Genomic DNA, 26,171 nt, shown 5'->3' on the forward strand with positions numbered 1-26,171 from the left:
GTAGTGCGCAGCTGACGGCGTATTTCTCCATGGTTTATCCGGAGGAATATGCCGTCTCCTGTTACCAAGGGAAGGCGTATTGGTGATGATTTGAGTAAATAGTATCTTTTTAAGTTTAAATAAATGTTAAAATATAGAGTTGAAGGTGTTTTATTAACCAAAATATTTTTGCTTTTCTATATTATTTTTTTAGTTTTAACTGGTCGTTTTTCTGACATTGTTTCCGAATATGGTTTGAACCAGCTATGAACTACTCGCGCGTTTTGTTTTTAGGTATTGGTAGCCTTGTCCTATGGATGGGACTTTCATCCTGTAGTTCGGATGTAGCGCGTGAAACCACTGATTTTTCAGTCCGGTTTGATGTGGTAGATAGTTTGGTGATAGACTATTTGGGCGAACTTACCCTTCTAAACGAGAGATCAGATGGGTCGGAATTTTTATTGTACGATTTTCGGGCTTCAACTTACGTGCGCGTATCCGAGGATGGTACCATTCATTTTACGAAAAAACTCGAGAAAGACGGGAAAGACAACCACGGGGATGTCATGGTGACGGCAGGGTATTTCGGTGACAGTACCATTGCAGTGTTTGGCATGCAGGGATACTACCTCTACGACCTTAGGTTTAATTTAAAGGAAAAAAAATCTTTCCCCTTTCAAGTGTACACAAACTCAGTGGGTGGTGCCCATGGAATTCGGCAGATTGGGGATTTTTTGTTTACCAGCCGATATCCAGAGGACCTTTCAGCTGACTTTTTTGAAAAGCCAGACTATCTAGCTGAGTTCCCCTATTTAACGCTCTACGACTGGAGGAATGATGAAATTCGTTCCGAACAATACATTCCTGTAGAGTCAAAAATGATACAGAGACCGGGTAAATATCGAGAGCCAGCTCCGCATGCACTTCTTCAAGATGAGGAATTGCTACTGCTTTTCTATTATAGCCCCGAGATTTATCGGTATTCCCTGCCTTCTTTGGAATTGTTGGGGAGTATGGATTTGCAGCCAAGTACCGCCTATTCCCAAGTAGTGGCAGTAAGTGATATGGGGAGGCCTTTTGAGCAGTTTTTTTCGGATCTGGCGGGGTCATCCTATTTTCATTTTTCGAAAGTCGGTTCTTTCCTACTTGCCGGTTACAAAGCTGGAGTACCTCAGACGGAGGTAGATGCTCTTCCAAGAGATCGTGTGGGTGGACCGAAGTTTATGGAGTTGGTTGAAAAATACAAGAAGAATCATTACCAATTAGTGCTAGACGGTAAAAAAGTATGGGAGGGTCCCTTGGAGGTGGAATTTCGACATTCGGGCCAACGATTGTATGCTCACCGAAATTTAAAGCACAGGCAGCAGGAGGAAGAACTGGACTATGTGGTCCTGTACTTTTATGACATATCATTGGAGCCATCTAGTAGCTCGTAGCAATTGTTCCTCAATTGCTACGGTTGGTACATCTAAAGTAGTGGAAAACGTTAAAATAAATAAGGTATGACACCATTCCGATTAGTGGTTGCTTTTTTTGTGGTGTCCATTATTGGGTTCGCTCTGATTCCCAAGCTATCCGTGGACTTGAATCCGAGGGAACGTGAACCGGTACTGAATATTTCATTTTCGGTGCGGGATGCCTCTCCCGAATTGGTGGAAAAACTGGGTACTTCACCGCTAGAGGGAGTTTTTAGCCAGCTGACAGAGCTGAAAAAGATCAATTCCGTATCGGAGTACAACCGAGGTTCCATCACGCTGCGTTTTGACAAACACACGGATATGGAATACAAACAGTTTGAGGTTGCTTCCCTGATACGGCAAGTGTATCCCTCTATGGATACCAAAGTTTCTTATCCCAATGTGACCCAATCAGCCCAACGGAGTGTCAATGAAAAGTCCCCGATCCTGACTTTTAGCATCAACGGTCCTTTTGCGTCTTTTGAGATCAAGAAGATTACCGAAGACGTACTCAAATCCTCCCTAAACCGTATCGAGGAAATTGAGGAGATCGCTGTACGTGGTGCGAGCGACCTAAGTCTGTTTATCGTATATGACATCAAAAAATTGCAGGTACTCAAAATCAACCGAAGTACCTTGGCGTCGAGAATTCGGAACGCTTTTGGCCTTCAATATCCCGGTTTGGTGATCAATGCCTCCGGGGAGTCGCTGTTTTTGACGGTGGACCGGTCCCTGACAGCGCTTGAGCAGCTTCAGAACCTACATTTGGGGACGCTGGAGGGCAAGGACTTGTTTTTAGGAGATGTCGCTACACTATCTTTGGAGGAGGAGGAAGCCACCAACTACTACCGAATCAATGGGAACAATTCGGTGACGATGACCATCTTCAGTAGGGACGGGGTGAATAAGGTGCTGCTGGCCCAACGCATCAAGGAGGTAGTAAGCCGGCAGGCAGGACTCCTTCCTGCTGGCTTTGACGTGCGCTTGGAAAACGATAACACCGAATACTTGGCAAAGGAACTCAAGAAAATCTACAAGCGATCCGGACTCTCTATTTTAATCCTGGTAGTGTTTATTTTTTTGGTAAACCGCAATCTACGGTACCTTACCACACTCTTTCTAGGAATTGTTGTCAATTTAAGTCTTACGGTCATTATCCTGTATCTGCTTCGGGTGGACATTCACTTGTACTCGCTGGCAGGATTAACCATTTCGTTTGGGTTGATTGTGGACAATATGATCATCATGATAGATCATTTGCATAAGCACCGAAACCGCAAAGTTTTTCTGGCATTATTGGCTGCCTCTCTCACCACCATTGCGGCTCTACTGATGGTGTTTTTGCTTCCGGAAGAGGACCGGAAAAACCTCGGGGAGTTTTCGGTAGTGGTGGCGGTGATGTTGGGTGTGTCCCTGGTAGTTGCGTTGGGATTCACGCCGGCCTTGTATCAGTTACTCTTTGCGGAGAAACGCCAAAAAGGCAGGGATTTATCCATGAGGGCACTTAGGAGGCGGGCACGGGCGTTCCTGCGGATGGAGCGATTCATCGCATTTACGGCACGGTACCGCAAAACCTTTGTATGCATGTTGATCCTGCTGTTTGGGCTGCCCGTGTTTTATTTGCCATCTAGGTGGGACGGACAGGAATGGTACAATAAGAGTATAGGAAGTACCTATTACCAAGAGGAAATCCGGCCTTGGGTGGACAAGGCCCTGGGAGGCTCTATTCGGATGTTTGTAAGAGGTGTTTTCGAGAAATCCCAGTACAGGGAGCCTGAGCGAACCAGGCTCTATGTCAATGCCGCACTGCCCTTCGGCAATACACTGGAGCAAATGGACTATATTATCAGGGAATTTGAAGCCTACCTGAAAGGAGTAGAGGGCATAGATAAGTTTGTCACTACGGTTTCCTCCGGTCAAAGTGCCCGAATCGAGATAACCTTCAAGGAAGCCTACGAGCGCTCGGCACTTCCTTATCAGCTCAAGGGAAAGCTAGCCATGAAATCAACCGATTGGAGCGGGGTTAGGTGGAATATTTTCGGAGTTGGGCAGGGGTTTTATACCGGACCGGGAGGGGAGGGCATACCCTCTTTTCGGGTGGAGATGCGGGGATATAATTTTGACGAACTGGAGCGGCAGGCGGAAAAGTTGGCAGAGAAGTTGGTGGCACACCGCCGCATCCAAGAAGTAAACACCAATGAGCGCTTGAGTTATTACGAGCGAAAAACAGAGGAATATGTGCTTCGGTTTGATCAAGATCGCATGAGCCTGGGAGGAGCGGATATGTATCGCATGGTGAGCGCTCTGGACGACGTCGCCAAGCCCCAATCCGCTTCCCTGTTCGTAAATGTAGACAATCGCCGCTATGGTGTATATCTGAAAGAAAAGGACTCGGATCGGTTTTCAAGATTTGATTTGGAAAACACCAGTCTAATTTCCGGGGAGGATGAAATTTTCCGGGTGGGAAGCTTTGGGGCGCTCAAAAAGGAAACCACCACTAGCTCGCTGCATAAGGAGGACCGGCAGTATATTCGCCTGGTTTCATTTGAGTACATGGGTTCGGCGAAGTTTGGTGGGGAATATCTGGACGAGGTGTTGGCAGAGCTGAAAACGACCCTTCCCTTGGGCTATACAGCCACCAAGCAAACCTATAGCTGGGATTACAGTAAAGCCAAGCGGCAGTACGGCCTTTTGGCGGTATTGGTGGTTGGGATATTCTTTATCTGTTCGGTGTTGTTTGAGAATTTTAAGCAACCCTTGGTCATTATTTTCATCATTCCTATTTCGTTTATCGGTCTTTTTCTGATTTTCTCTTTGTTTGATTTTTACTTTGATCAAGGGGGATATGCAGCGTTTGTCATGTTAGGGGGGTTGGCTGTCAATGCCGCGATTTTCATCGTCAACGATCTCAACAATCGCAGGACAGGAGTTTACAACCGCAATCTGTTAAAAGCAGTGGCCGGAAAAGCAACACCGATCTTGCTAACGGTGTTGTCCACTTGTTTTGGTCTGATTCCATTTATCATGGAAGGACAAAATGAGATATTCTGGTTTTCCCTAGCCATTGGTACGATTGGCGGCCTGATATTTAGTATGATTGGGGTTTTTTGGGCACTTCCGGTTTTCTTATGGCAAAAAAGCAAACACAAAGCGGTAACTTCAACTAGAAAACAAACATCTTAAAGGGTTCAAGTATGAAAATGCAAGGTTTAGTTAATTTTTTGGTGGCCTGTAGCGTCGTTGGCTGCACTACCTCCGTAAAGAATGGGGAGTCGGGCCCAGCGACCAAGCTGGAGTTGGTGCTGGTAGATAGCTTGGTGGTCGATGAACTGAATACACTGGTCATAGATGATTATTCGCCAGAGACCGGTTATTACCTCATGCGCGGGGTCAGGTCTCGCAAGCCTTATTTGGTTGATGAAAAAGGGGCCGTCGTACAGGTCTTTGAGGTCTTAGATGATGGGCCTGAGGGTGTCGGTACCAACGGTGCGCTGGGGTACCGCTTTTTGGGAAAGGACCGCTGGGTGGCGCAAGGCCTGATGAATGGTTTTCATATATACGATTTGGCTGGAAAGAAATTAGGGCAGTTGCCGGCTGTGTTTCAGAACCTTCATTCGATGTCTGTGTACCACTATCAAACCATGTTTCATCCCTATTTGAAAGAGGGGAAGCGCTATATACTCGGAAAGGAAATGAATTTGATCGACTCCAAGAAGTTGGACCCGAAGGTACTGAGTGCTTCGTATTACGATTCGGCGCGCGCGCTGTTCAGGTATAACTTGGACGAGGAGCGACACGAATTGCTTGAGACCTATCCGGAGGAATGGCAGCCGCGAAAGAGTGGCTCCTATGTGGGTTCTGGTGTCATTATGGCTTTTCATTCCGGGAAGCAGCATATGGCGGTATTACCTGCAATGGGTAATCAGTTGTTTGTATATGATTTTTCAGAAGACAGACCTATAATGGTGGAGACGATAGAGCTGTCTCACAAGGACCGTCCGAGTCAGGTTCCGGCCGTGAAATTTTCCGAGGAAGATCAGTTTTCCGACTACCCGTCTTTTGTAGACCTGCGGTATGTGGGGGATGACTTGGTAGCGGTCTTTTCTACGAAGATACCCGGTGATGTGATGCGTCAGCTGCGTGCAGGATCCGAACAATTTTACAATACACCTGAATACAAGGAGGCGTTGGAGAGTTTTGTTAAATTACGTTGGATATGGGTCAGTGGGGGAAAGCAAGTAGGCGTCCTGGATGAGCTTCCTGTGCCGGGTTATTTGGATTTTGCCGATTCCATGGGCCACGTATATGTCAACGATAATGTAAATCCCGCCATTGAGAGGGATCATAATGTCTTTTACAAATTGCGCATAAAGAAGTAAGTTATCAGCGAGGTGCATCCGGGGATTTGAATTTAGAGATGCTTTAGGCGGCATAGGTGAATTATTTTGTATATGCTATGTGTTTAGTAGAAATAAAATTTAATGTTTGTTTTTTGAGCAAAAAGTAATATTATATACTGTAATTGCTCTTTAGTCCCACCTTGTTTTCGAATTTTTTCGTTTTTCATATTTTTATTATTGACTGCTCATTATTAACTAATCGTTAATTAATGAATGTTTTTATTGATTTATTTGCAACGGATTAATTCGCTACATACATTTGTATCATACTTACGTAAGTGATTCAATTACCCGCCCAAAGTAATTAACCTCAACCAATTATTTATCGGCACACCGCCGGAAAAGAGGTTTAAAATTTCATTTTACAAACCTTTAAAAATTTAACACCATGAGATTAATTATTGCAACACTCGTAGCGCTTTGCGCGACCTTTAGCTCCTATGCGGCGACGGAATCAGGTGCACCTGATCCAATAGTGACGTTAAAAAAAGTTGGTGAAAACAAGTATCAGCTGAAGTATCTTTCTGTGCCCGAGGGAAAAGTGATCGTTTCGATCAAAAACCAGCAAAATGTGACGGTCTATAAGGACGTAATTGAAGCAGACAAGGTGTTTTTTCGAAACTATGATCTTGGTAAGTTGGATTTGGGTACCTATAGCTTTCAGGTAACTGATTCTAACATCGGCAAACTGGATGATTTTCAGGTTTCCTTGGCTCCCGTTCAGCGCCCCATTGGATTTTTGGCTGACACGAAAGTGGTAAGTTATAACACCATTGCGTTGTTGGTTAGCAATTTGGACAACAAAGAAAAGACCGTTCGAATTTATGATGGATCGGAAATAATCCATGAGGAAAAATTTTCAGAGGCTAGTTTCGGCAAGAAGTTTAACTTTAAACACTTGAGGACATTAAAAAACGTTTCTTTTGAAATAGTAGATGAGACTGGATTCGGAAAGTTCGTGTCTGTCAGATAATCAATCACTTTACACCACCAACAATCACGTATAAGAGGCTGCTTCCATGGGAGGCAGCCTTTTTTGAATTTTACCGCATGACAAGTTGTTTTGTCCATATGCAGATTTTGTCTATCAAACACATGGTTTGCCCACGCTGCGTGAGCGCGGTGGAGGAATTATTATTGCGGATCGGAATCGGTTTTTCCAAAGTGGAGCTTGGCCGGGTATGGCTCCTCAAGCCTTTGTCATCCCAAGAGATGAAAACTTTGGAAGCTAATTTGGAGGAGGTGGGGTTTGTGCTATTGAAATCGAAGGATTCCAAGCGGATCGAAGCGGTGAAAAATGCATTGATCGAGGCGGTACATGGAGCGGATATACCCTCTTCGTTTTCTTTACCAAGTTATTTGGGTGCATACCTTGCCGAAAACTATTCGTACCTGAGTCATCTGTTCAGTGGGACGGAAGGGATCACAATTGAAAAGTATTTTATTCAGTTAAAAGTTGAAAAAGTAAAGGAATGGCTGAGCTATGGTGAACACACCTTGAGTGAAGCCTCCTATCTCCTAGGCTACAGCAGTGTGCAACATCTCTCGGCGCAGTTTAAGAAAGTCACCGGAATGACTCCCTCTGCCTATAGAAAGTTGGCTGTAAAGCCCCGGAAGGGGTTAGACAGCATATGAGCATAAAGTTGTTTTTTTAATGGCTAAAATAGCCGTATACCCAGGGACAGGATCAATTGGTTTTGCCGCTGATCGGTTGGAAATCCCGCAATACTGTCGGCCTGTTTTCCTATGGGCCCCTCGTACTTTAGGTCCAGAATCATGTTAGCGATGTCCACCCCTATGCCTGCTTGATATCCTAGGGTTGTTTGGTTGTAGTCAGGCAGTGGGACACCCGTGGTGTTGGTGTCCACATCTGAGTTGATCAAAAAACTCAACGCCGGCCCCGCCTGAATCCGAAAGAAATTCGCGATCTTGAAGCCAAATAGGATAGGTGTGTCGATTCGGTTAAACGATACAGCGTAGTTGACTTGGCTTTGATTTTGGGAGCTTTGGATTTCCCCACCGGTGTTTGTGTACAGTATTTCTGGTTGTAGAAAAATCCGGTTGCCTCCCAATCTCGCAAAAAGGCCAAGATGATACCCGAGTTTACTTTCGCCTGTAGTAAACCCCTCGCCATTTACGCGGATATCTCCTTGCGAAATACCGAACTTAGGGCCGATGGAGAACTCCTGTGCCTGCACCTGTACGGTGAACAGAGCGAAGATACAGCCGAATGCTATGCCGATGATTGGATTTTTTGTTTTCGTTATCATTTGATTACAGTTAGGGTTTCTGAGGGTTTAACGGTTCCCTATTATGAACGTAAGAGACAGACTAATTTAGTACATAATCGGGTAAAAAGTTCATTGAATAGACTCCTTCTCGAAAACCATGCCCAAACCACAGGCCTAGTTGAAACTCTTAGGCTCGTTTTTTAACCAAGAGGATAAAAAACGCACACAAAGCACGATAGGCCTTGTATTTTAAACAATAAAACGATAATTTGTGGTCCAACTTTGGGATAAGTTCAAAGCGGCGCAAAATGGCGTATTTTGACAAAAATAATCAAAAAGTACGAAAACAAAAGATTTGCCGAGGATAATAACGGTAGATATTGCCCGTTAGTGTTTTTTGAATAGGTCAAAAAGCGAGGGTTTTTACGTGATGATCGAGAGGGTATTTGATAGCGGGCTTTGCGGATTAAAGTCGTATTTTTGCCCAATCTATTCAAACTTTGGAGGTCTTTTGCGGTTCTGTCTTCATGTGTAAGATGGGTGTGGAAGGCCTATTTAATTGTAAACTGTTTCATTAACGCATAAACTGAACATAATTAATCCATGATAGAAGTAATTAAATATCCAAGCGTTTTGGAAAGCAGCAACTTAGAGCTAAGGAATGTTGCCCGGGATTTGGTTTCTGGATTGAAGATATACCACGATAATGTGGGGTATTTGGTAGGTGAGTTGGCTTTGTCAGAAGGGACCTCTCCCCACAGAAATATCAATAGTTCTCCGGATGAGGTCGACTACCGCATATTTTTGAAAGCGGCTCTTCTGCTGGCCTCTCAAAAGTTGGGTAGTCCGATCACCGTGACCACTGGTTTTCCGTTTTCTACATTTCAGGTTTTCAAAGAAAGCGCTTACAGGCTGCTGGAAAACGAGCATATTATAGAGTTTGATACACAGACATTTGGAGGCGGTGGTCGAAAAAAAATGGCGGTGGAGGTAGATCGAGTGGCGATTGTTCCCGAAGTGGTAGGAGCGAGCATGGCAGTCAGGCAAATTGTGCCAAATGCTCCACGTAATTTTTTCATGATCAGCCTGGGCTATGGCACCATGGAGGCTATTCTGAGTACTGAGGGTGGATTGGTTCAGCGTTCCAGTGTGTCTACGTTTGGTCTTCGGTATGCTGTGAATCTGATCACTAGAGAGCTTCAGAAGGATAATTATCTGGATCTAAAGACTGAACATCAGATTGACCAGAATTTTAGTCAGGGCACGATTATCTTAAATAGAAAGCGAATTGATTTGAAAGACCTGAGGAAGCAGGTAATCGAACAGTACTACAAGGATGTGATTTCACCCTCAATCCGCAAAGCCTTTTCAGACAGAGATTTTGCCAAATCGGAAGATTTGTATTTAGCGGGCGGTGGTGCAAATTACCAAGAATTGGTCGGTCTATTCAAAGAGGAGTTTGATGGGCTGCTTAACATACATGTACCAGAAAATCCAGAGCAGCTTGCTTCCATCGGCTACTGTTACAATAGTTTGGCCATAAACGGAGGTGCCAAAGACAAGGCTGTTGGAGTGGATCTGGGAAACAGCTCTACCATCATAACGACGTTTAAACAAGAATCTGAAGACTAAAAGGTTATGAAATTTAAATCCAACAAAAAACAGGAGGAGTCGGCGAATGTAAGTAAGGTTACGGTATTGTCGTTGGGATTTGAACTTACCGGAGATATTATCTCAAAGAGTGATATACGTGCGGATGGAATTCTGGTAGGTAGTATTCGGACCGATAAGAAGGTGGTAGTGGGGGAGAAGGCCTCAATAACCGGAGACATTATCGCATCAGAAATTAGCATTAGTGGGGAAGTAGTTGGGGACCTTTATATCAGTGGAGAAACCACCATCTATTCCATGGCTTCTGTTTCGGGTAATATCATGACTCAGGAGATCCTTATTCAAAAAGGTGCCAAAGTGGACAGTACCATAAAGACTGTGTCTAAAGAGATGGTGGAAGCTGCTTCTAAGAACAGTAAGGTCAATGCGGTAAGTAGGGAAGAGTTGTATTCCATTATGGAAGAGCGTAAATCCCACATGGAAGAGCGTAAAGCTCAGGATAAGAAGGATGACCGAGTGGTAAAAGTCCCCGATGTGGTAAAAGAAGATAAATCGGATTTGTCAGATGACTTCAACCGAAATTTTCCAAGAACCTGGTAAGTTTCTACTGGAAGCAAAAAAAGCCTGCCCCAATGCATTTGGAGCAGGCTTTTTTTGTTTTCAGATGATACCGATCATCCACCTTCTCCATATTCCCCAAACAGTCCAACCATATTCATCAATACCAAAATAATGACAATAGGACAGATCCATTTGATGAAAAACATCCATGCGATCTTAGGAAAGCCATCAAAAATTGGCGCTCCATGAGAGAGTTCGTCCGCATAGGATCGGATTTTTTTTACCCATCCGGTGTATAGACTGAGCATGAGGCATATAATGACTACGGCCATGGTGCCGAAGAAAAAGTCCATCATATCGAAGAATCCCACGAGGGGTTTTCCAAAAAAATTAAAGGATAGTTTTTGAAAGAAGTTTCCGTCTACTGCGGCTAATGAGGAGGGAATGGAAAGGAGCATGGCTCCGATGCCGATGGTCCAAGTAGCTTTTTTCCGAGACCATTTTCGCTCGTCGATGAAATACGCTACAGGTACTTCCAACATAGATATACTGGAGGTGAGAGCGGCTACAAACAGCAGCACGAAAAACATGGCACCGATGATGTTTCCAAATGGATCGATTTGGTCAAAAACCCGTGGTAGCACATTAAAAACCAATGCCGGTCCACCGTCTGGACTCTCTCCCGGGAGCAGGGCAAAAAGTGCCGGAAAGATCATGAGGCCTCCCATAAGCGCTACCATCGTATCCATTCCTGCGATCCAGCCGGAAGACTGAATGACATTCGAATCTTTGGGTAGATAGGATCCGAACGTGATCATCAAGCCCCATCCCACTGACATGCTGAAAAATGCTTGACCAAGTGCAGATAAAATAACTCTTCCGTTTATCTTGGAAAAATCAGGAGAAAGGTAGTATTCGATCCCAGCTCCTGCTCCGGGCAGGGTAACCGATCTAGCGGCAATTAACAGAATAATAATAAATAAGATGGGCATCAGGAATTTTGCAGCCTTTTCGATTCCGCCCGAAATACCACCAAGCACGATGGCGATCGTAGCTAGGATAAAGGCCATGCAAAGAGGGATTACTAGAAAGGGGTTTTGGACAAAGTCCGCGAAATTGACCGGTATGTTGATCAGCTCGGTGAAAATATAACCGATCGTCCATCCCGCGATTACGGAGTAATAGCTGAGCACAGCAAAGCAAACCACTACACACAGGACCCCAGCACTTTGCCAAAATCGATTCCCTCCGGTGACCCGAATAGCGCCGACGGGATTTTTCTTTGACTTTCTACCCAGAGCAATTTCGTTGAGCAATAGGGGAAGGCCGATAAGCAACACGCAGATGATGTACACAAGTACGAACGCCCCACCGCCATTCTGACCGGTGATGTAGGGGAATCGCCAGATGTTTCCCAGCCCTACGGCGGAGCCTCCTGCTGCCATTATGAAGCCGAAAGTGGAGCCCCATTGCCCTCTCTTTGGTACTTTGGTTGCTTTTTGCATCATGTTTTGGTCGGTTGTTGGTTTTTTTGAGAACTGTGGATTATTTTGACTTGGCTAAATTAAATTGTTTTGTTACAATAGCAATTCCTTCCACAAAACTTTTGGGTTGATAATCGAGAATTCGCCGTGCTTTGTCGATGATAAGCCCGGTTCGTAGTGGTCTTTTGGCCACTTGAGAGAAGTGGGACGAATCGGTACGGATGATCTTTGTTTGGTCAAGGCCAAAGTGCTCCGCTGTAAGCATCGCCATGTCGTAGGGAGTTAGCAGGTCTTTTCCCGAAATATTGAATATGCCGGTAGCATGCTTTTCGGCGATTAATAGGCAACCATATGCTAGATCCTCCGCCAGGGTAGGTGTTCTAAGTTGGTCATCCACTAGGTTAAGCTCTTTGCCGTTTTCTAGACCATGCTTTACCCAGAGCACGATATTCGAGCGGCTTAGGTCATGTGCGGTGCCATATACGAGATTGGTTCGGACAATCGACCAGCTGCAGGTAGCCTTTTGCACGAGTCGTTCGGTTTCCATTTTAGTCCATCCATAGTAATTTAATGGGTTTGGTTTAGCGCTTTCGTCGTATGGTCCTTCTTTTCCATCGAAAATAAAGTCAGTGGAAAGGTAGATAAGGTGACTTTTGTGGTTGGTACAGGCCTCGGTAATCCATTTGGTGGCCTCGACGTTTTGTGTGAAGCAGGTATCTCGGGCAATTTCACATCTATCTACGTCTGTCATTGATGCGGCATGGATGACAATGTTCGGGTGGTATTGTTTGAAAACACTGTCTATATCGTCTTTCTGACTTGCATCCATTTGCACGTATTCGAAATTCGGGTCCTCTTTGGGGAGTCGACACTCACCTTTACCCGTTGCGATTACCCGGTAATCCGGATTTGAAGCGGCTTGTTCTACCAATTTTTGTCCCAGTAGCCCATTAGCACCAGTGATGAGAATGGTGCTTCTATTTTGCTTCGGGGTATTCATAGCCATATTCTTCGGTTATTTTTTTTCGGTTGATTTCGTTGACCATGACTTTCATGACTACTGGATTGACAGGTTTGTCGTTTCGGTCGGTTTCTTCTGATGCAATTTTTTCCAATACTTCCAGACCTTTTATTACTTTACCAAAAACGGTATAGGCATCATCCAGGTGTGGTGTACCGCCCACAGTAGTGTAAGCTTTGACCTGATTGGGACGTTTGCTGCTACTCAGGTTTACGCTTAAGAATTGCTCCAATTCTACTTTTTTGGAAAGCATTATCGCATTTAGGCTATCATATTCTCCTTCTTGGTAGTGGCTGAGGTATTTTTCGCGAAGGGCTTTGTTACTTTCCAATTGAAGGTATCGCATGAAGGCTTCCTGCAATTTTTTCATGTCGGTATTGAGCGATAACTCATCGTAAACTTTTCCCTGAACAATGTAAAACTGACACCCGGAGGATCTTCTTCCGGGATTGATATTGTCTCCCTGCCTAGCCGCTGCCAAGCTGCCTTTCTCGTGAATCAGATCCGGGTGTATCTCCGCAGGTAGGGTATACCATTCCTCCTCCGGCAAGTTCTCTAAGCCGAATACATCTCCCCCTTGAATCATGAATTCCTGAATGACACGGTGGAATTCGGTAGAGTCAAAACGTCCCTCGCTTGCTAGCTTGAGAAAATTGGCTTTGTGCTCAGGCGTTTTGTCATACAATATCGCATACATGTTGCCATGCCTGGTTTCAATGGTCACTAAGTGATCTTTCTCGGTGGAGCAGGCTAATAGGGCAAGTCCAAGACATAGTCCCAATACCGAGTTTTTCAAGCAGTCGAGTTTCATTTAGCTAGTTGTTGTCTGATTTTTGATAATATTTCTTTTCCGCCGGCAGTCAGTACACTCTCAGCGAGCCGTTTACCCAGCGTTTCGGCCTGTTGGGAAGGTCCGGTTACCTGTCTTTCGATGCGCTCTTTACCATCTAGGCTTACGATGCCTCCGGTGAGTGTCACTTGCTCGGCCGAATAGGTGCCCAAGGCAAAGATGGGTATGCTGCATCCACCGTCCAACTCTTTCAAATAGCTCCGCTCAGCCTCAAGGCAATACCCAGTGGTTGGATCGTGTACTGCCTGTGTGATTTTCGCTCGTCGTTTTGCATCTAGCCCTTCAAAGGCTTCAACTGCAATGGTGCCTTGTCCTACGGCAGGCGTAAATTCATCCAGACGCAGCACGTGTTTGATGAGGTGGTTGTAGCCCATTCGATGCACACCTGCATAGGCAAGCAGCAGCGCATCACAAGCTCCCGATTCCATCTTTGCAATCCGGGTTTGGAGGTTGCCCCTAATCTCAGTGGTGCGGATGTGGGGGTAAAAATGCTTCAGGGTGGCCACCCGGCGGGTTGACGAGGTACCTAAGAGGGTTTGAATCTCTGGATCATTAATGGCAATCTCTGGTTTGTGGCTGATAATGACATCATTTGTCTGTTCCCGCTCGGTGAACGCAATCAATTCGAAACCCGCGGGCAGGGTGGATTGCATATCTTTTGCACTATGCACGGCGATGTCTATCAGCCCCTTTTCCAGCTGAACTTCCAATTCTTCGGTAAAGACGCCCTTACTGCCGATTTTTGAGATAGCTACATCCAGAATCTGATCTCCTTTTGTATCAATGATCACAATTTCGGTGTCGAGATCGTGTTTGGCCAACAAATTCGCGACATAATAAGCTTGATACAAGGCCAGTTTACTGCCTCTCGTTCCTATTTTAATCGGTTTCATGTGTCTATAATTGTTTTTCAAAGGTCACAACTAGTCCCGGTTTATCGGGATGGAATCCCTGCCTACCGGCAGGCAGGTAGCATGGTTACCCCGATAGCTATCGGGGCATCCCAGTGTGTGACGGCTACGTCATGCTCGATTTCATGTGTTTATAATTGTTTTTCAGCGGTCACATGGAATCCCCTATTATAATCATTCTTCTGTGTGAGAACTTTTCTCATGGGCATTTCATCTAATGGAATTTTTTTCTTTTCTGGGAATTCTTGATCACCGATTCCTCCACAAATTCGATAATTTTGCCCGCAATGTTGATTCCTGTGGCTTTTTCTATTCCTTCTAAACCGGGGGAACTGTTGACTTCTAAAATTAAAGGGCCCCGCGCAGACTGTAACATATCCACTCCGGCAATAGATAAGCCAAGAGCTTTAGCAGCATTTAGCGCTGCCGTTCTCTCCTCTTTGGTGAGTTTAATCACGGTTGCTTTGCCACCTCGGTGCAAATTTGAACGGAACTCTCCTTCTGCACCCTGGCGCTTCATGGCTCCGACCACTTTGTTGTTTACGATAAACGCACGTATGTCTGCCCCCTTTGCTTCTTTGATAAACTCCTGCACGATTATTCGGGCTTTCAGCCCATGAAATGCCTCTATGACCGATTGACCGGCTTTTTTGGTTTCCGCGAGCACAACCCCAAGTCCCTGGGTTCCTTCCAGCAGTTTGATAACCAATGGAGCTCCACCTACCCGCTCTACTAGTTGCTTTTCGCCTCCTTTCGAGAAGTTGGTAAAGGCGGTCTTTGGCATTCCAAGTCCTTCTCTGGAGAGGATTTGCAGACTGCGAAGCTTGTCCCTACTTCGTACAATGGCTTGGGACTCCACCGCTGAAAATGTCCCAATCAGCTCAAACTGACGGACAACCGCGGTGCCGTAAAATGTAACGGAGGCACCAATCCTTGGAATGATGGCGTCAATGCCCTCGAGTTTCTCTCCTTTGTATATAATGGAAGGCCCCTCTTGTTCAATGACCAGGTCACAGAGCGAATGATCAATCACTTTTCCCTCATGGCCGGCTTCTTGGATAGCCTGCATGATCCGTTTGGTGGAGTAAAGGTGGGAGTTTCTGGATAAAACCGCTATTTTCATTGGTTTTTATTTTGGCTGGTTTTCAGTGCTTTAAGGGATTGATTGATCAAATCTACATCGACAACAAATCGTCCTCTCAATAGTTTGCGGCCTAGCAATACTTGGTTTCTCATCTTGCTGCGATCGGAAAGTGTAAATGCCGCTTCAAATTTCTCGCCAAATAGTTCGATGGTTGTAAGAACGTGGTATCGGTTCTCAGCCTGCCCGAAAGAGTTCTTTACGCTTTTGACAGAAAAATGCTCGGTCTCAAGGATCTTTCCTGTATACTTCGGGTTTTTTGGGTCGAGAACGGTAAATCTAAGCCGCCTATTGCCGTCTACTTCCACCATTTCTGAAAATACCGAATGGATGGAACTCGTATAGGCACCGGTATCCACTTTTCCGCTAATACCGGAAATCCCCCATTCGGGAAGACTTATTTTTTCCCTTCTTCCTATAACTCTCTTCATCTGTTTATTATTTGTTTCTTCAGCGGTCAGAACTTGTCCCGGTTCATCGGGATGTCTGTCTACAAGCAGGTAGCAAGTAGGAAAGACGTCTCGCGGTATAGCGGATACGTCATGCCTGTTGTTCGTAAAGCTGGCCCGACCTTTTTCGGGTTGCTACCTGAGTATTCTGGCAACCGCAAAAGTCAGGTCCAAGGACAGGATTTTTGGATTGGCATTGCGTTCCAAATGATAATGGGCATCTCCCACCTTCTCGTAAATATGATTGATTTTATCGGTTGTAAGCACATTGGTTGCTAACTTGTGAATGAAATCCCGCTCATGTTCCGGGGTACGCATCAGTTGATTGAGCTGACTTTTATCCAAGAGGCATTCCCTTAGTACGTTCACTGCGGTTAGCAACAATGTTTTTTGATTTTCTTTGGAAAGTGAAGCAAATTCCTCCACGAACGCACAGATCGCATTGATGTCTTTGCTGTAGCATACTCTTAGCCAGTCCCGTACTTTCGCAGTATTTTCGTCTTTTACATCTTCTGCTAGCAGGAAGGCTTCTCTCAGGGAGCCATCGGCTAGTGGAGCGAGCTGTTGGGCTGCTGTTTGACTGCAAAGCTCCCGGCGCAGCAGTTCCGAAATGATTTCCTGATCATGGAAGCCTCTCACCAATACTTTTTGTGTCCTGGAGAGAATTGTTGTGAGAAGCTGTTCGGGATGGTGGGAAACCATGAGGAACAAGGTTTTTTCCGGGGGCTCTTCCAAGATTTTCAATAGCGCATTGGCTGACGATGAATTCATCAGCTCAGGGCTCCAGATCACCATGGTTTTGTAACCACCCTCGAAGGACTTTAAAGAGAGTGTTTGGATTATTTGCTTGGCTACTGCCTTAGAAATACTCATTTGGCGTTCAAATCCCGAAGAGATGGCCCAGTCATGAAGATTGCCATAGGGGTTTTGAAGGACAAAATTCCGCCAGATTTTAAGAATATCAACCTTCTTTTTTTCCTCGATTTCATCCTCTTTAGAGGAGCTGCCCGATATTGGAAACGCAAAATTTACATCAGGGTGGACCAATTTGGCCGCTTTTTGGCAGGAAGAACACTCTCCGCAGGAATCTGTTTCACTAGGGTTCTCACAGTTAACATACGTGCTTAATGCCAATGCTAAAGGCAGTGCAGCGCTGCCTTCGGGCCCGTGAAACAGCAGTGCATGAGCAAGGTGATCCTGGCGTATGGCCTGTATTAGCTTAGATTTGGTTTCGGGTAATCCCGGAATGGATGAAAATAGCATAATAGTCTCGACAAAAATAGCTAAAAATCCTTATCCCATACCCTATACGGTCTGGTCATTTCAAAAACGGCCTGCAAAAGCACCCTTTCTGTTTCAGGGAACATTTCCCCTTTTAGCTCCATTGCCCTTGCCACCGTTTCCTCGAATTTCTTGAGCTTGAAGGTACTAAAGCCGGTGGGGCCACCCCAAGCGAAAGAAGGGACCAGTTTTTTAGGAAATCCCTCGCCAAAGACATTGGCACCGACACCCACCACTGTTCCTGAATTTAGCATTGTACTAATTGCCAATTTACTGTGGTCGCCGATAAACGACCCGCAAAACCGTAAACCTGAATCAATAAAGTCCTCTTTGGGGTAACTCCACACCCGTATGTTACTGTGATTGTTTTTCAGGTTGGAGGTGTTTGTGTTGGCTCCTAGATTACACCATTCACCGACGACAGAATTACCTAGATAGCCGTCGTGTGACTTGTTGCTGTATCCTTGAAAAACCGAGTTGGAAACTTCTCCGCCCACTTTGCATTTGGGGCCAATGGTGATGTCTCCCCGCATCTTGGACCCCATACTCAATATAGCTTCCTCGCACATGGCAAATGGCCCTCGAATTAGGCAACCCTCCAGTATCTGTGCATTCCTTCCAATATATACCGGACCGTTTTCAGCGTTAATGATGGAAGCCTTGATCGAAGCGCCTGGCTCAATAAAGACTTCCGCCTCACGGTAAATATGGGTGTATGGATCCGATGAACCCGCTGAAATTCTTCTCTTGGTTAGCAGGCCGAAGTCCTCCCTTATCTGATTCCCATTAAGCTGAAAGATATTCCAAAGATTCTTTAGTAGAGCTATTGGAGCATCATAGGATACTTTTTGCTTGATTAGATGGATGGTTTCGTGAAACCGAACGGGGTCTGGGCAGTAGCTGGCGATTAGTACATCTCCCTGCCATAGGGATTCCGTATGTTTCAACGATTGGATACGGTCTACCAGTAGATCGTCCGGTAAAACGGCTCCATTGAGCATCCAGGCCGGTCGGTTTTCATGAGCGAACTTCCCACTGAGGTGTGGTTGGGTAAGCATACCGCTTGGAACACCCAATCGCCGCTCCCATTTTTCCCAAACCTTCAAAATCCCAACCCGTATTTCGGCTATAGGCCGGGTAAAGGTAAACGGTAGTAAATTTCCTCGTAATTTCGGGTCATCAAAAAGGATAAAATAGTCCATACCCACAAAAATAAAAAAGTCTGCCGGAATACGATTCCTGACAGACCCTAAGTCTTTGCCTATGGCAAAATAAATTAATTCTTTTTGTAACGTCGGTTGAATTTCTCCACACGTCCAGCGGTATCCAACAACATCTTCTTGCCGGTGTAAAAAGGATGCGACGCAGAGCTAACCTCAATTTTAACCAACGGATATTCTTTGCCATCTTCCCACTCAATGGTCTCTTTCGTGTCAATGGTGGATTTGGTGATGAATTTATACTCACTGGAAGTGTCTAAAAAAACTACTTCTCTGTAATTAGGATGAATATCTTTTTTCATGTGTCTATAATTTTCTTTTCATTGTGCGTAACCTATGCATTGCAGACCCCTGGGAAACTATATTTCCTGTTAACTAATCACTCCATCGTGTGACGAATCCGCTCTGTCCAATTTCATCGGTTTTGCCAGACTAGTTTTCTGGTCTTCTGAAATTGAGGCACAAATTTATTGCTTTCGTGAGTCGTTTCCAAACCTTTTTGAATAAAAACTTTCGGTTTACGATTGGATTTCAGAGATAAAGTTTACTTTCGCTGTGATAAGCTGACTTGGTGTGGATCGAGGCGGCTCCTCTTGGTTTTAGTTTGGAGTAATTATGAAGGAGAAATTTTTGGGTTTATCGTTGCTCACAGCGCTGTTTCTCACGCAGGGTTTTGGCCAAGGAGCCTACATCAATTTCAATCGGGATTATTATCACCTGATAGAGCGATATGAAATCAAGCAAGGAATATTTGCGGAGCCTTTTCAGACAGGAATGAAGCCTTACCGCAGGGATCACGTGGCGGCATTTCTCAAAAACTTGTCCGCGGATTCTACTGTACGCAGTGCAAGGGATAGATTTAATCTGAGCTACCTTCAGCGGGACAATTGGGAGTTTTTTTTTGACGCAGCACCTGAGTCTGTCCATCGAGGTGTTCGTCCCTTTTATAGGACCCCTTCAGATTTTTACCATCATAGGGACAAGTCCTTTGACCTACACGTGAGCCCGGTACTTTATCTTCAGGCCGGAAGCGAATCTGGAGAGTCGGAGTTACGGTTTAGAAATACCCGTGGAGTAGAAGTAAGGGGCAGCATAGATCGAAAAATCGGTTTTTACACATTTTTGGCTACTACAGATCTGAAGTTTCCTTCCTGGGTGAGAGCATATACCCAATCGAATGGTGCGGTTCCGGGGGAGGGGTTTTGGAAACGGTTTCGGGGTACCGGGTATTCATTTTTTTCTGCCACGGGCTATTTTACCTTTCAGGCCACAGAGCATGTGGGGATTCAGATGGGGCAGGATCGAAACTTTGTGGGAGACGGATATCGTTCCATGGTATTGTCAGATTTTTCCAACCCCTATATGTTCGTAAAGGTCAATACAAAGATATGGAAGTTGAATTTGACCAATCTGTGGGCGCAAATGAATGCGGATGTGGTCTATGATAGGGGATTTCCTACGGATGCCCGCTACCCGCAAAAGTGGTTTAGCCACCACCGCCTGTCGGCAGATCTGGGGAAGCGCCTCAATATAGGCGTGTTTGAATCGGTGATGGCTAGTCAGTTTGATTGGAATTACCTTAGTCCCTTGATCTTTTACCGCTGGGTAGAGCATCAGTTGGGATCACCGGATAAGGTCATGCTGGGACTTGATTTGAAGTGGAACTTGCCTAAGCGTATGCAAGTATATGGACAGTTTGCATTGGATGAGTTTGTCTTTAGTGAGTTTTTTGGCATAGATGGCAAGCAATCCAGCCGGAATAAGTATGGACTGCAGGCGGGGCTAAAGGCGATAGAGCCGCTTGGGATCTCCCATCTCGACCTTCAGATAGAATACAATCAGGCCAGGCCATATACCTATCAAGAGAAATTTGAGTTTCAGTCCTTCACCAACTACCGGACACCACTGACGCATCCTTTAGGTGCAAATTTCAGAGAGGGAGTCGGTATTATACGTTATCAAGCCGCACCCAAATTGAACCTACAGGGCTTACTTATTTATCAGTATTTCGGAGAGGACCCGGATGAGACTGCTAATTTTGGGGGCGATGTATTGAAAAATAGGACGGTAAACAGCACAAGTCTGTTTGGGAATGTGATTGGGCAGGGTGTGGCCAACCGGGTTGTTCAGACAAACGTTTTGGCCAGCTATATGCTGAGGCACAACCTGTTTTTTGATCTCGGCTATACCTACCGGAATCAAAGGGTACTGGATACGGGAGCAACGGATGCGACGGGGTTCTTTCAGGGTTCTCTTCGCCTGAATATTGCCCGGTTCGACACCAATTTTTAAATTGATTTGCCCTGTTTTTCCTATCGGTTTTTGATGGCACGAGATATGTAGTACATTTTAATCAATGGCATTAGAAGGGTTTCTGGGTAGAGTCCGTAGAAAAACCTTTTCGCTGTGGCGCCAGTTTAGTAACTTAGGTATTCCAAACTAATTTTGACTCAATTATGGAAAAGGTAAACAGTATATTCCAACTTATAAGCGCACTTTTTTTTGGGGTGGCGCTTATCTTTTTTTTAACCTATGAGCGAATGTGGGACAGTCCTTTGGAGGCCGGGACCGTGGTAAGTTGGTTGTTGGTTGGGACAGTTTTACATTTGATATCTTGGGCAGTAACCTCGATGGCAAAGCGCAACATGGTCAAGAAAATAGATCAAGCTGAAATGGAAAAGAAAGAACTAAAGGCGATGGTCTTTGACCTCGAACGAACGCTTAAATTGGGTAAAATAGATCGGAAATTGGAAGGAGGAGACGTTGCTGATCGGGAGTCTTCTTCCATCAAGCCAAGGGAAAATTTCAAGTAATTATCGTTTTTTGAGAGAATTGACTATCTTAAGTTTGTTTTTATTGATTTTAAACGAGTTTTCAGATGGTTGCAAAAACTTTTGGTAGTGCGGTGTCCGGAGTGGACGCCAAGCTGATTACCATCGAGGTGAATGTAGGACAGGGCACTAGCTTTTACATGGTAGGCCTTCCGGACAGCGCAGTGAAGGAAAGTCAGCAGCGAGTGGAGTCAGCGCTGAAATATTTTGGTTACCGGATGCCGCGGCAGAAAGTGGTAGTGAATTTGGCACCTGCGGACATCCGAAAAGAGGGGTCCTCTTATGATTTGCCGATCGCCATGGGGATTTTGCAGGCGTCGGAACAAGTCGTCTTTCCAGCATTGGAGGAGTATCTCATTATGGGGGAGTTGGCTTTGGACGGCAAGCTGAGGCCTATCAAGGGAGTGCTGCCCATTGCTATAGAGGGTAGAAAGCGCGGGTTTCGCGGGTTTATTTTGCCGCGCGAGAATGCGGCGGAGGCTTCAATCGTCAATAACCTGGACATCATCGGTGTAGATAATCTAGAGGAGGCTATTCATTTTTTGGAGGGTAAGACCGACATTGAACCGACCATTACGGATACCCGCGATATATTTTATCATTCCCTTTCGGACTATGAGTTTGATTTTTCGGATGTTCAAGGACAGGAGAATATCAAGCGTGCGATGGAGATTGCCGCTGCAGGTGGCCACAACGTGATTATGATCGGCCCCCCTGGAGCTGGAAAGACCATGCTAGCCAAACGCTTGCCTTCGATTCTGCCACCACTTAGCTTACATGAAGCCTTAGAGACAACCAAGATTCATTCGGTGGCTGGTAAATTGGGGGTAGAAGCATCTCTCATAGCCAAGCGTCCCTTTCGTTCGCCTCATCACACCATAAGTGACGTAGCATTGGTAGGTGGGGGAGGAAATCCGCAACCTGGGGAAATATCCCTTTCTCACAATGGGGTATTGTTCTTAGATGAGCTGCCTGAGTTTAAGCGTACGGTACTTGAGGTGATGCGGCAACCCTTGGAGGAGCGAAAGGTGACGATTTCCAGAGCAAAGGTATCGGTTGACTTCCCGGCAAATTTCATGCTGATAGCCAGCATGAACCCTTGTCCCTGCGGTTATTATAACCATCCGGAAAAGGAGTGTGTCTGTGGTCCGGGAGTGGTTCAAAAGTATCTGAACAAGGTCAGTGGACCGTTGTTGGATCGCATAGATCTTCATGTGGAGGTGACACCCGTGAGGTTTGATGAGATGACATCCAATAGAAAGGCCGAGTCCAGCAGTTCCATCAGAGAGCGGGTCACCAAAGCCAGAGAAAGGCAGGTTACCCGGTTTGACGGGCAAAAGGAAATCTATTGCAACGCCATGATGCCCTCGCACATGGTAAAGGAAATTTGTATGATCAATGATGCTGGGAAGGCCTTGCTCAAGACAGCCATGGAGAGGTTGGGTCTGTCAGCAAGGGCCTACGATCGGATTCTAAAAGTATCAAAGACCATAGCCGATCTTGCGTGTAGCGACGAGATTAAAGTGGAGCATTTGGCAGAGGCTATTCAATATAGAAGTTTGGATAGAGAGGGCTGGGCTGGTTGAAAAGGTATTAGATATGCAATTTTTGACAATTTTCGCGGGGTTTCATTTGGAATCTTTGTAAAATATTCCTTCCTTTAAATCAGCAATTTAACAGCCTCCCACCTTTTCTAACTACTAAAGATTTGTTTGTCCTTGTTCTCGTATTACGAGATAGGCCTGTGGATTTCGTTTGAGGGATAGGGGTAGATTAGGCTCAATTGTCACTTTACTCAACAACCAACGATGTGGTCCAAAGATAAAAGAATTCAAGAAGAGCTAGGGTTGGCCAGTTCCACCTCCGTTTTTGCAGCCGGTCTAAGCATGACTGGAGAAATCCATTCCAAAAGTGATATTCGTATAGAGGGGGAAGTTAAGGGGATAATCGTAACCAAAAAGAAGTTGGTGGTTAGTCCGTCCGGTTGCATACATGGGGATGTGTGGGCCCATGAAGTGTGTGTGATGGGTGAAGTTAAAGGTAATTTGAACGTACAGGGATTGGCTCGACTAACCGCTACCTCTAAGGTTCGCGGAGAAGTGATTTCTGCCTCCGTAGAAATAGAGGCGGGATCAGATTTTGAAGGTGCAGTAAAGCGAATTGAGCAAAATCAAAAGGCAGAGCCTGTACTCAAAGAGCTGAAAATGATCAAACTCAGTAATACATCACTATCAGGAGGGAGGACATTAAAGCAAGTAGGAGAGCGATAGGGTTCACTTGCCTAAAGTTTTCAAACCAGACGCTAAGTCCTCCGTGAGGTCTGCTATGTTTTCTAATCCCACCGACATGCGTATGAGGTTTTCCGGAGATTTCGAATCTGGTCCTTCTACGTGTGCCCTCCGCTCAATAAGGCTTTCCACTCCCCCTAGACTGGTGGCATTGCTGAAATAACGGAGAGATTGTACAAATCTGTCACTTTCTTTAGCTCCACCCTTTACCAAGAAAGTGACCATGCCGCCAAACCCTCGCATCAGTTCTCCTGCAAGCGTATAGCCTGGATCAGAAGGCAATCCCGGGTAGATAACTTTCTCCACCAGTGGGTGTTGGTGCAGGTATTCTGCCACTGCTTGCGCATTGGCGCAATGTCCCTTCATTCGATAAGCGAGGGTTTTGATGCTTCTGCATAGTAGGTAGCAGTCAAAAGGAGAAGGGACTGCCCCTCCTATGGCCTGAACAGTTTTGATGCTTTGCCAGAATTCATCGGCTTCTTTGGTGACGAGTATTCCCGCTAGTACATCGCTGTGCCCTCCGATATATTTGGTCGCACTATGCATGACCATATCGGCACCAAGGGTCAGGGGATTTTGCAGGATGGGCGTGGCAAACGTGTTGTCGCAGATCATCCTTACCTTGGCTTCCTTCGCTATCTGTGCAATCAAAGGAATGTTTGTGATCTGAATCAATGGATTGGAAGGGCTTTCGACCCAAATTAAGCTAGTCTCAGGTTTGATGGCCGATCTAACCTGCTCCGGCTGCGTCATATCGACAAAAGTCACCGCAAGAGTATCCCGAAATACCTCCAAGAGCTGTTTTTTTAGTCCGTGGTACATATCCAATGGCGCGACCACATGGGAGCCCTGTTCGAGGCATTGAAAAACCGCCATGCCAGCAGTATTCCCCGAAGAAAATGCAGCTGCTTCCCTGCCAAGCTCCAAAGCAGCCATTACCCTTTCCAATGAAGCACGGTTTGGATTTGCAAATCGTCCATACACCAGCGAACTTTCTCCGTGTAAGTAGGTAGTAGAAAGTGTAATCGGTTGAATCACGGGCTGGTAAAGGTCATTGACCTGATTGGAAAGATGGATAGCGGCGGTTTCCGGTTTCATAGGTGTGAGGGTTACCGGATGCGATCCACCGACCTAACCAACATCTCATCTTTACGGATAAACCGGTTGGCCAACATATTCATGATAAGTGCAAAGATGATCGCATAAAACCCAATGATGTAGGCACCTGTCGCCTCTGGATTAAACGTTTCGTTTGCATTGTAGGTGATGAAAACCGTGGCTCCCAAGCATATTCCCATAACCAAGGAATTAATCATGTTTAAAAACATCTGCCTGGTTCTGTTTTTATATTGCAGTAAGCTGTAGACAGCTATGAGACCGGCCACGACCGCCAATATACCGATGAGGTAGTTATTGTTGTGTTCGATAATCTGCCCGGAATTAATGGATGTTGTCACCAGTGCCCATGAGGTGAGCTTCAATTGCTCGGTTTGGGAAGGATTGACCTGTACCCAAATGGTAAGAAACGGCAAGGAAAACATGGTGATTGCTACCAACAGCAGAAAAACGGATTGAAGACGTTGTATCATTTTTTATAAATTTAAACAAAGTAAGTTCGGAAAATCATTTTTCGCAAGGTTTACGCCGAAAGCAGCTTTAATTTTCAGGGTTGGCGTATCTTTGTGAACCAAAAGGAAGTTGATGAAAAGGTATTTTCTGGAGTTGGCCTATCAGGGCACAAATTACCACGGGTGGCAGATCCAAGAAAACGCTACTTCGGTGCAGGAAGTGGTACAGCGAGCCCTATCTACAATCCTGAGGACGCCAATTCAGATAATGGGCAGTGGTAGAACCGATGCCGGAGTCCACGCCAAGCAACAATTTGCCCACTTTGAATGTTTGAGCATTGGTGACAAGAATGACTTTCTGAAAAAGATCAATTCGGTATTGCCTCCTGATATTGGTGTATTCCAAGTGTATGAGGTGAAAGACGATGCGAATGCCCGTTTCGCAGCCCAGTGGAGGAGCTATGAATATGTGATCGGAATGCGAAAAAACCCCTTTGAAGATGGGTTAGTATGGAGGTGTTTTTATGAACTGGACATAACCCAAATGAACCTCGCGGCGGATTTGCTCCTTAACTACGATGATTTTGAGTCTTTCAGCCGAATAAAGACGGAGACGAAGCATTTTCGTTGTAAAATAAAAAATGCCTATTGGGAACAAAAAGACCACCATTTGCTTTTTCATATAACTGCAAACCGGTTTTTGAGAGGTATGGTGCGAGCTATTGTAGGTACCTTGGTTTTAGTAGGTAGGGGGCAATTGGGTTTGGGCGATTTTGAGGAGATCATTCAGGCCAAACGCAGGGTAGCTGCGGGTGCTTCAGCCCCGCCACAGGGCTTGTACTTATCGAAGGTGGTCTATCCAAGTCATATTTTTATTTAACGAGTAAG

24 protein-coding genes are annotated in these 26,171 nt (G+C 45.5%); 12 read left to right on the top strand and 12 right to left on the bottom strand.

The features are described 5' to 3' along the window. Positions 1-245 precede the first annotated feature (245 nt). The 5 genes from JJU34_RS20505 (at position 246) to JJU34_RS20525 (ending at position 7,471) form a co-directional block, all read left to right on the top strand. Positions 246-1,415, top strand: coding sequence for a hypothetical protein (locus JJU34_RS20505; protein ID WP_228694301.1), 1,170 nt, complete (start codon positions 246-248; stop codon positions 1,413-1,415). A gap of 66 nt (positions 1,416-1,481) precedes the next feature. Further along, positions 1,482-4,619, top strand: coding sequence for an efflux RND transporter permease subunit (locus JJU34_RS20510; protein WP_228694302.1), 3,138 nt, complete (start codon positions 1,482-1,484; stop codon positions 4,617-4,619). Between the two features lie 11 nt (positions 4,620-4,630). Further along, a complete protein-coding gene (locus tag JJU34_RS20515; protein ID WP_228694303.1) occupies positions 4,631-5,815 on the top strand; it encodes a hypothetical protein in 1,185 nt (394 codons plus the stop codon). A gap of 409 nt (positions 5,816-6,224) precedes the next feature. Next, positions 6,225-6,809, top strand: coding sequence for a hypothetical protein (locus JJU34_RS20520; protein ID WP_228694304.1), 585 nt, complete (start codon positions 6,225-6,227; stop codon positions 6,807-6,809). 77 nt (positions 6,810-6,886) lie between these two features. Next, the gene (locus JJU34_RS20525; protein WP_228694305.1) at positions 6,887-7,471 is read left to right on the top strand and encodes an AraC family transcriptional regulator; all 585 of its coding nucleotides are present in this window, start codon (positions 6,887-6,889) and stop codon (positions 7,469-7,471) included. 23 nt (positions 7,472-7,494) lie between these two features. On the opposite strand, the gene JJU34_RS20530 is transcribed toward JJU34_RS20525, so the two are convergent. Next, complete coding sequence (locus JJU34_RS20530) at positions 7,495-8,106, bottom strand: porin family protein (RefSeq protein WP_228694306.1); 612 nt, start codon at positions 8,104-8,106, stop codon at positions 7,495-7,497. Between the two features lie 564 nt (positions 8,107-8,670). Here JJU34_RS20530 and JJU34_RS20535 point away from each other — a divergent pair. Beyond that, positions 8,671-9,699 (top strand): ParM/StbA family protein, encoded by a 1,029-nt coding sequence (locus JJU34_RS20535; protein ID WP_228694307.1) that lies wholly within the window; start codon positions 8,671-8,673, stop codon positions 9,697-9,699. A gap of 6 nt (positions 9,700-9,705) precedes the next feature. After that, entirely contained in the window at positions 9,706-10,278 is a 573-nt protein-coding gene (locus JJU34_RS20540) for a polymer-forming cytoskeletal protein (protein WP_228694308.1), read from the top strand. Between the two features lie 74 nt (positions 10,279-10,352). Here the strand turns inward: JJU34_RS20540 and JJU34_RS20545 are convergent, their stop codons facing one another. The 9 genes from JJU34_RS20545 to JJU34_RS20585 form a co-directional block, all read right to left on the bottom strand. Continuing rightward, positions 10,353-11,744, bottom strand: coding sequence for a sodium-dependent transporter (locus JJU34_RS20545; protein ID WP_228694506.1), 1,392 nt, complete (start codon positions 11,742-11,744; stop codon positions 10,353-10,355). 40 nt (positions 11,745-11,784) lie between these two features. Continuing rightward, entirely contained in the window at positions 11,785-12,723 is a 939-nt protein-coding gene (locus tag JJU34_RS20550) for an SDR family oxidoreductase (protein ID WP_228694309.1), read from the bottom strand. Next, positions 12,701-13,555 (bottom strand): peptidylprolyl isomerase, encoded by an 855-nt coding sequence (locus JJU34_RS20555; RefSeq protein ID WP_228694310.1) that lies wholly within the window; start codon positions 13,553-13,555, stop codon positions 12,701-12,703. The genes JJU34_RS20550 and JJU34_RS20555 overlap by 23 nt, the downstream gene beginning before the upstream one ends. Beyond that, positions 13,552-14,487 (bottom strand): hydroxymethylbilane synthase, encoded by a 936-nt coding sequence (gene hemC / locus JJU34_RS20560; protein ID WP_228694311.1) that lies wholly within the window; start codon positions 14,485-14,487, stop codon positions 13,552-13,554. The genes JJU34_RS20555 and hemC overlap by 4 nt, the downstream gene beginning before the upstream one ends. A 232-nt stretch (positions 14,488-14,719) precedes the next feature. Further along, the gene (gene rimK / locus JJU34_RS20565; protein ID WP_228694312.1) at positions 14,720-15,628 is read right to left on the bottom strand and encodes a 30S ribosomal protein S6--L-glutamate ligase; all 909 of its coding nucleotides are present in this window, start codon (positions 15,626-15,628) and stop codon (positions 14,720-14,722) included. Beyond that, positions 15,625-16,077, bottom strand: a complete 453-nt coding sequence (locus JJU34_RS20570; RefSeq protein WP_228694313.1) for a RimK/LysX family protein — start codon at positions 16,075-16,077, stop codon at positions 15,625-15,627. The genes rimK and JJU34_RS20570 overlap by 4 nt, the downstream gene beginning before the upstream one ends. A gap of 153 nt (positions 16,078-16,230) precedes the next feature. Next, positions 16,231-17,358, bottom strand: a complete 1,128-nt coding sequence (locus JJU34_RS20575) for a hypothetical protein (RefSeq protein ID WP_228694315.1) — start codon at positions 17,356-17,358, stop codon at positions 16,231-16,233. A gap of 20 nt (positions 17,359-17,378) precedes the next feature. After that, positions 17,379-18,578 (bottom strand): putative sugar nucleotidyl transferase, encoded by a 1,200-nt coding sequence (locus tag JJU34_RS20580; RefSeq protein WP_228694316.1) that lies wholly within the window; start codon positions 18,576-18,578, stop codon positions 17,379-17,381. Positions 18,579-18,652: 74 nt separating this feature from the next. Then, entirely contained in the window at positions 18,653-18,898 is a 246-nt protein-coding gene (locus JJU34_RS20585) for a type B 50S ribosomal protein L31 (RefSeq protein ID WP_228694318.1), read from the bottom strand. A gap of 313 nt (positions 18,899-19,211) precedes the next feature. Here JJU34_RS20585 and JJU34_RS20590 point away from each other — a divergent pair, with 313 nt between their 5' ends. From JJU34_RS20590 to JJU34_RS20605, 4 genes are all read left to right on the top strand, one after another. After that, positions 19,212-20,888, top strand: a complete 1,677-nt coding sequence (locus tag JJU34_RS20590) for a hypothetical protein (protein WP_228694319.1) — start codon at positions 19,212-19,214, stop codon at positions 20,886-20,888. A gap of 164 nt (positions 20,889-21,052) precedes the next feature. Continuing rightward, entirely contained in the window at positions 21,053-21,409 is a 357-nt protein-coding gene (locus JJU34_RS20595) for a hypothetical protein (protein ID WP_228694321.1), read from the top strand. A gap of 65 nt (positions 21,410-21,474) precedes the next feature. Next, a complete protein-coding gene (locus JJU34_RS20600; RefSeq protein ID WP_228694322.1) occupies positions 21,475-23,013 on the top strand; it encodes a YifB family Mg chelatase-like AAA ATPase in 1,539 nt (512 codons plus the stop codon). 222 nt (positions 23,014-23,235) lie between these two features. Next, entirely contained in the window at positions 23,236-23,697 is a 462-nt protein-coding gene (locus JJU34_RS20605) for a polymer-forming cytoskeletal protein (RefSeq protein WP_228694323.1), read from the top strand. A gap of 3 nt (positions 23,698-23,700) precedes the next feature. Here JJU34_RS20605 and JJU34_RS20610 read toward each other — a convergent pair whose 3' ends face one another. Together JJU34_RS20610 and JJU34_RS20615 are read right to left on the bottom strand one after the other, a co-directional pair. Continuing rightward, positions 23,701-24,813, bottom strand: coding sequence for an aminotransferase class I/II-fold pyridoxal phosphate-dependent enzyme (locus JJU34_RS20610; RefSeq protein WP_228694324.1), 1,113 nt, complete (start codon positions 24,811-24,813; stop codon positions 23,701-23,703). A gap of 11 nt (positions 24,814-24,824) precedes the next feature. Continuing rightward, entirely contained in the window at positions 24,825-25,304 is a 480-nt protein-coding gene (locus JJU34_RS20615) for a DUF4293 domain-containing protein (protein WP_228694325.1), read from the bottom strand. Positions 25,305-25,416: 112 nt separating this feature from the next. Between JJU34_RS20615 and truA the strand changes: the two genes are divergently transcribed. Next, positions 25,417-26,163: a tRNA pseudouridine(38-40) synthase TruA gene (gene truA, locus JJU34_RS20620; protein ID WP_228694326.1), complete on the top strand. Its 747-nt coding sequence runs from the start codon at positions 25,417-25,419 to the stop codon at positions 26,161-26,163. Positions 26,164-26,171: the final 8 nt, after the last annotated feature.

It is taken from the genome of Lunatimonas sp. (assembly GCF_020832325.1).
Lineage (GTDB): Bacteria > Bacteroidota > Bacteroidia > Cytophagales > Cyclobacteriaceae > Lunatimonas.

What these genes read in the sequence shown, in the direction of transcription:
- JJU34_RS20505 (WP_228694301.1), top strand. Translation starts at nt 246, where the DNA reads ATGAACTACTCGCGCGTTTTGTTTTTAGGTATTGGTAGCCTTGTCCTA.
- JJU34_RS20510 (WP_228694302.1), top strand. Translation starts at nt 1,482, where the DNA reads ATGACACCATTCCGATTAGTGGTTGCTTTTTTTGTGGTGTCCATTATT.
- JJU34_RS20515 (WP_228694303.1), top strand. Translation starts at nt 4,631, where the DNA reads ATGAAAATGCAAGGTTTAGTTAATTTTTTGGTGGCCTGTAGCGTCGTT.
- JJU34_RS20520 (WP_228694304.1), top strand. Translation starts at nt 6,225, where the DNA reads ATGAGATTAATTATTGCAACACTCGTAGCGCTTTGCGCGACCTTTAGC.
- JJU34_RS20525 (WP_228694305.1), top strand. Translation starts at nt 6,887, where the DNA reads ATGACAAGTTGTTTTGTCCATATGCAGATTTTGTCTATCAAACACATG.
- JJU34_RS20530 (WP_228694306.1), bottom strand. Translation starts at nt 8,106, where the DNA reads ATGATAACGAAAACAAAAAATCCAATCATCGGCATAGCATTCGGCTGT.
- JJU34_RS20535 (WP_228694307.1), top strand. Translation starts at nt 8,671, where the DNA reads ATGATAGAAGTAATTAAATATCCAAGCGTTTTGGAAAGCAGCAACTTA.
- JJU34_RS20540 (WP_228694308.1), top strand. Translation starts at nt 9,706, where the DNA reads ATGAAATTTAAATCCAACAAAAAACAGGAGGAGTCGGCGAATGTAAGT.
- JJU34_RS20545 (WP_228694506.1), bottom strand. Translation starts at nt 11,744, where the DNA reads ATGCAAAAAGCAACCAAAGTACCAAAGAGAGGGCAATGGGGCTCCACT.
- JJU34_RS20550 (WP_228694309.1), bottom strand. Translation starts at nt 12,723, where the DNA reads ATGAATACCCCGAAGCAAAATAGAAGCACCATTCTCATCACTGGTGCT.
- JJU34_RS20555 (WP_228694310.1), bottom strand. Translation starts at nt 13,555, where the DNA reads ATGAAACTCGACTGCTTGAAAAACTCGGTATTGGGACTATGTCTTGGA.
- hemC (WP_228694311.1), bottom strand. Translation starts at nt 14,487, where the DNA reads ATGAAACCGATTAAAATAGGAACGAGAGGCAGTAAACTGGCCTTGTAT.
- rimK (WP_228694312.1), bottom strand. Translation starts at nt 15,628, where the DNA reads ATGAAAATAGCGGTTTTATCCAGAAACTCCCACCTTTACTCCACCAAA.
- JJU34_RS20570 (WP_228694313.1), bottom strand. Translation starts at nt 16,077, where the DNA reads ATGAAGAGAGTTATAGGAAGAAGGGAAAAAATAAGTCTTCCCGAATGG.
- JJU34_RS20575 (WP_228694315.1), bottom strand. Translation starts at nt 17,358, where the DNA reads ATGCTATTTTCATCCATTCCGGGATTACCCGAAACCAAATCTAAGCTA.
- JJU34_RS20580 (WP_228694316.1), bottom strand. Translation starts at nt 18,578, where the DNA reads ATGGACTATTTTATCCTTTTTGATGACCCGAAATTACGAGGAAATTTA.
- JJU34_RS20585 (WP_228694318.1), bottom strand. Translation starts at nt 18,898, where the DNA reads ATGAAAAAAGATATTCATCCTAATTACAGAGAAGTAGTTTTTTTAGAC.
- JJU34_RS20590 (WP_228694319.1), top strand. Translation starts at nt 19,212, where the DNA reads ATGAAGGAGAAATTTTTGGGTTTATCGTTGCTCACAGCGCTGTTTCTC.
- JJU34_RS20595 (WP_228694321.1), top strand. Translation starts at nt 21,053, where the DNA reads ATGGAAAAGGTAAACAGTATATTCCAACTTATAAGCGCACTTTTTTTT.
- JJU34_RS20600 (WP_228694322.1), top strand. Translation starts at nt 21,475, where the DNA reads ATGGTTGCAAAAACTTTTGGTAGTGCGGTGTCCGGAGTGGACGCCAAG.
- JJU34_RS20605 (WP_228694323.1), top strand. Translation starts at nt 23,236, where the DNA reads ATGTGGTCCAAAGATAAAAGAATTCAAGAAGAGCTAGGGTTGGCCAGT.
- JJU34_RS20610 (WP_228694324.1), bottom strand. Translation starts at nt 24,813, where the DNA reads ATGAAACCGGAAACCGCCGCTATCCATCTTTCCAATCAGGTCAATGAC.
- JJU34_RS20615 (WP_228694325.1), bottom strand. Translation starts at nt 25,304, where the DNA reads ATGATACAACGTCTTCAATCCGTTTTTCTGCTGTTGGTAGCAATCACC.
- truA (WP_228694326.1), top strand. Translation starts at nt 25,417, where the DNA reads ATGAAAAGGTATTTTCTGGAGTTGGCCTATCAGGGCACAAATTACCAC.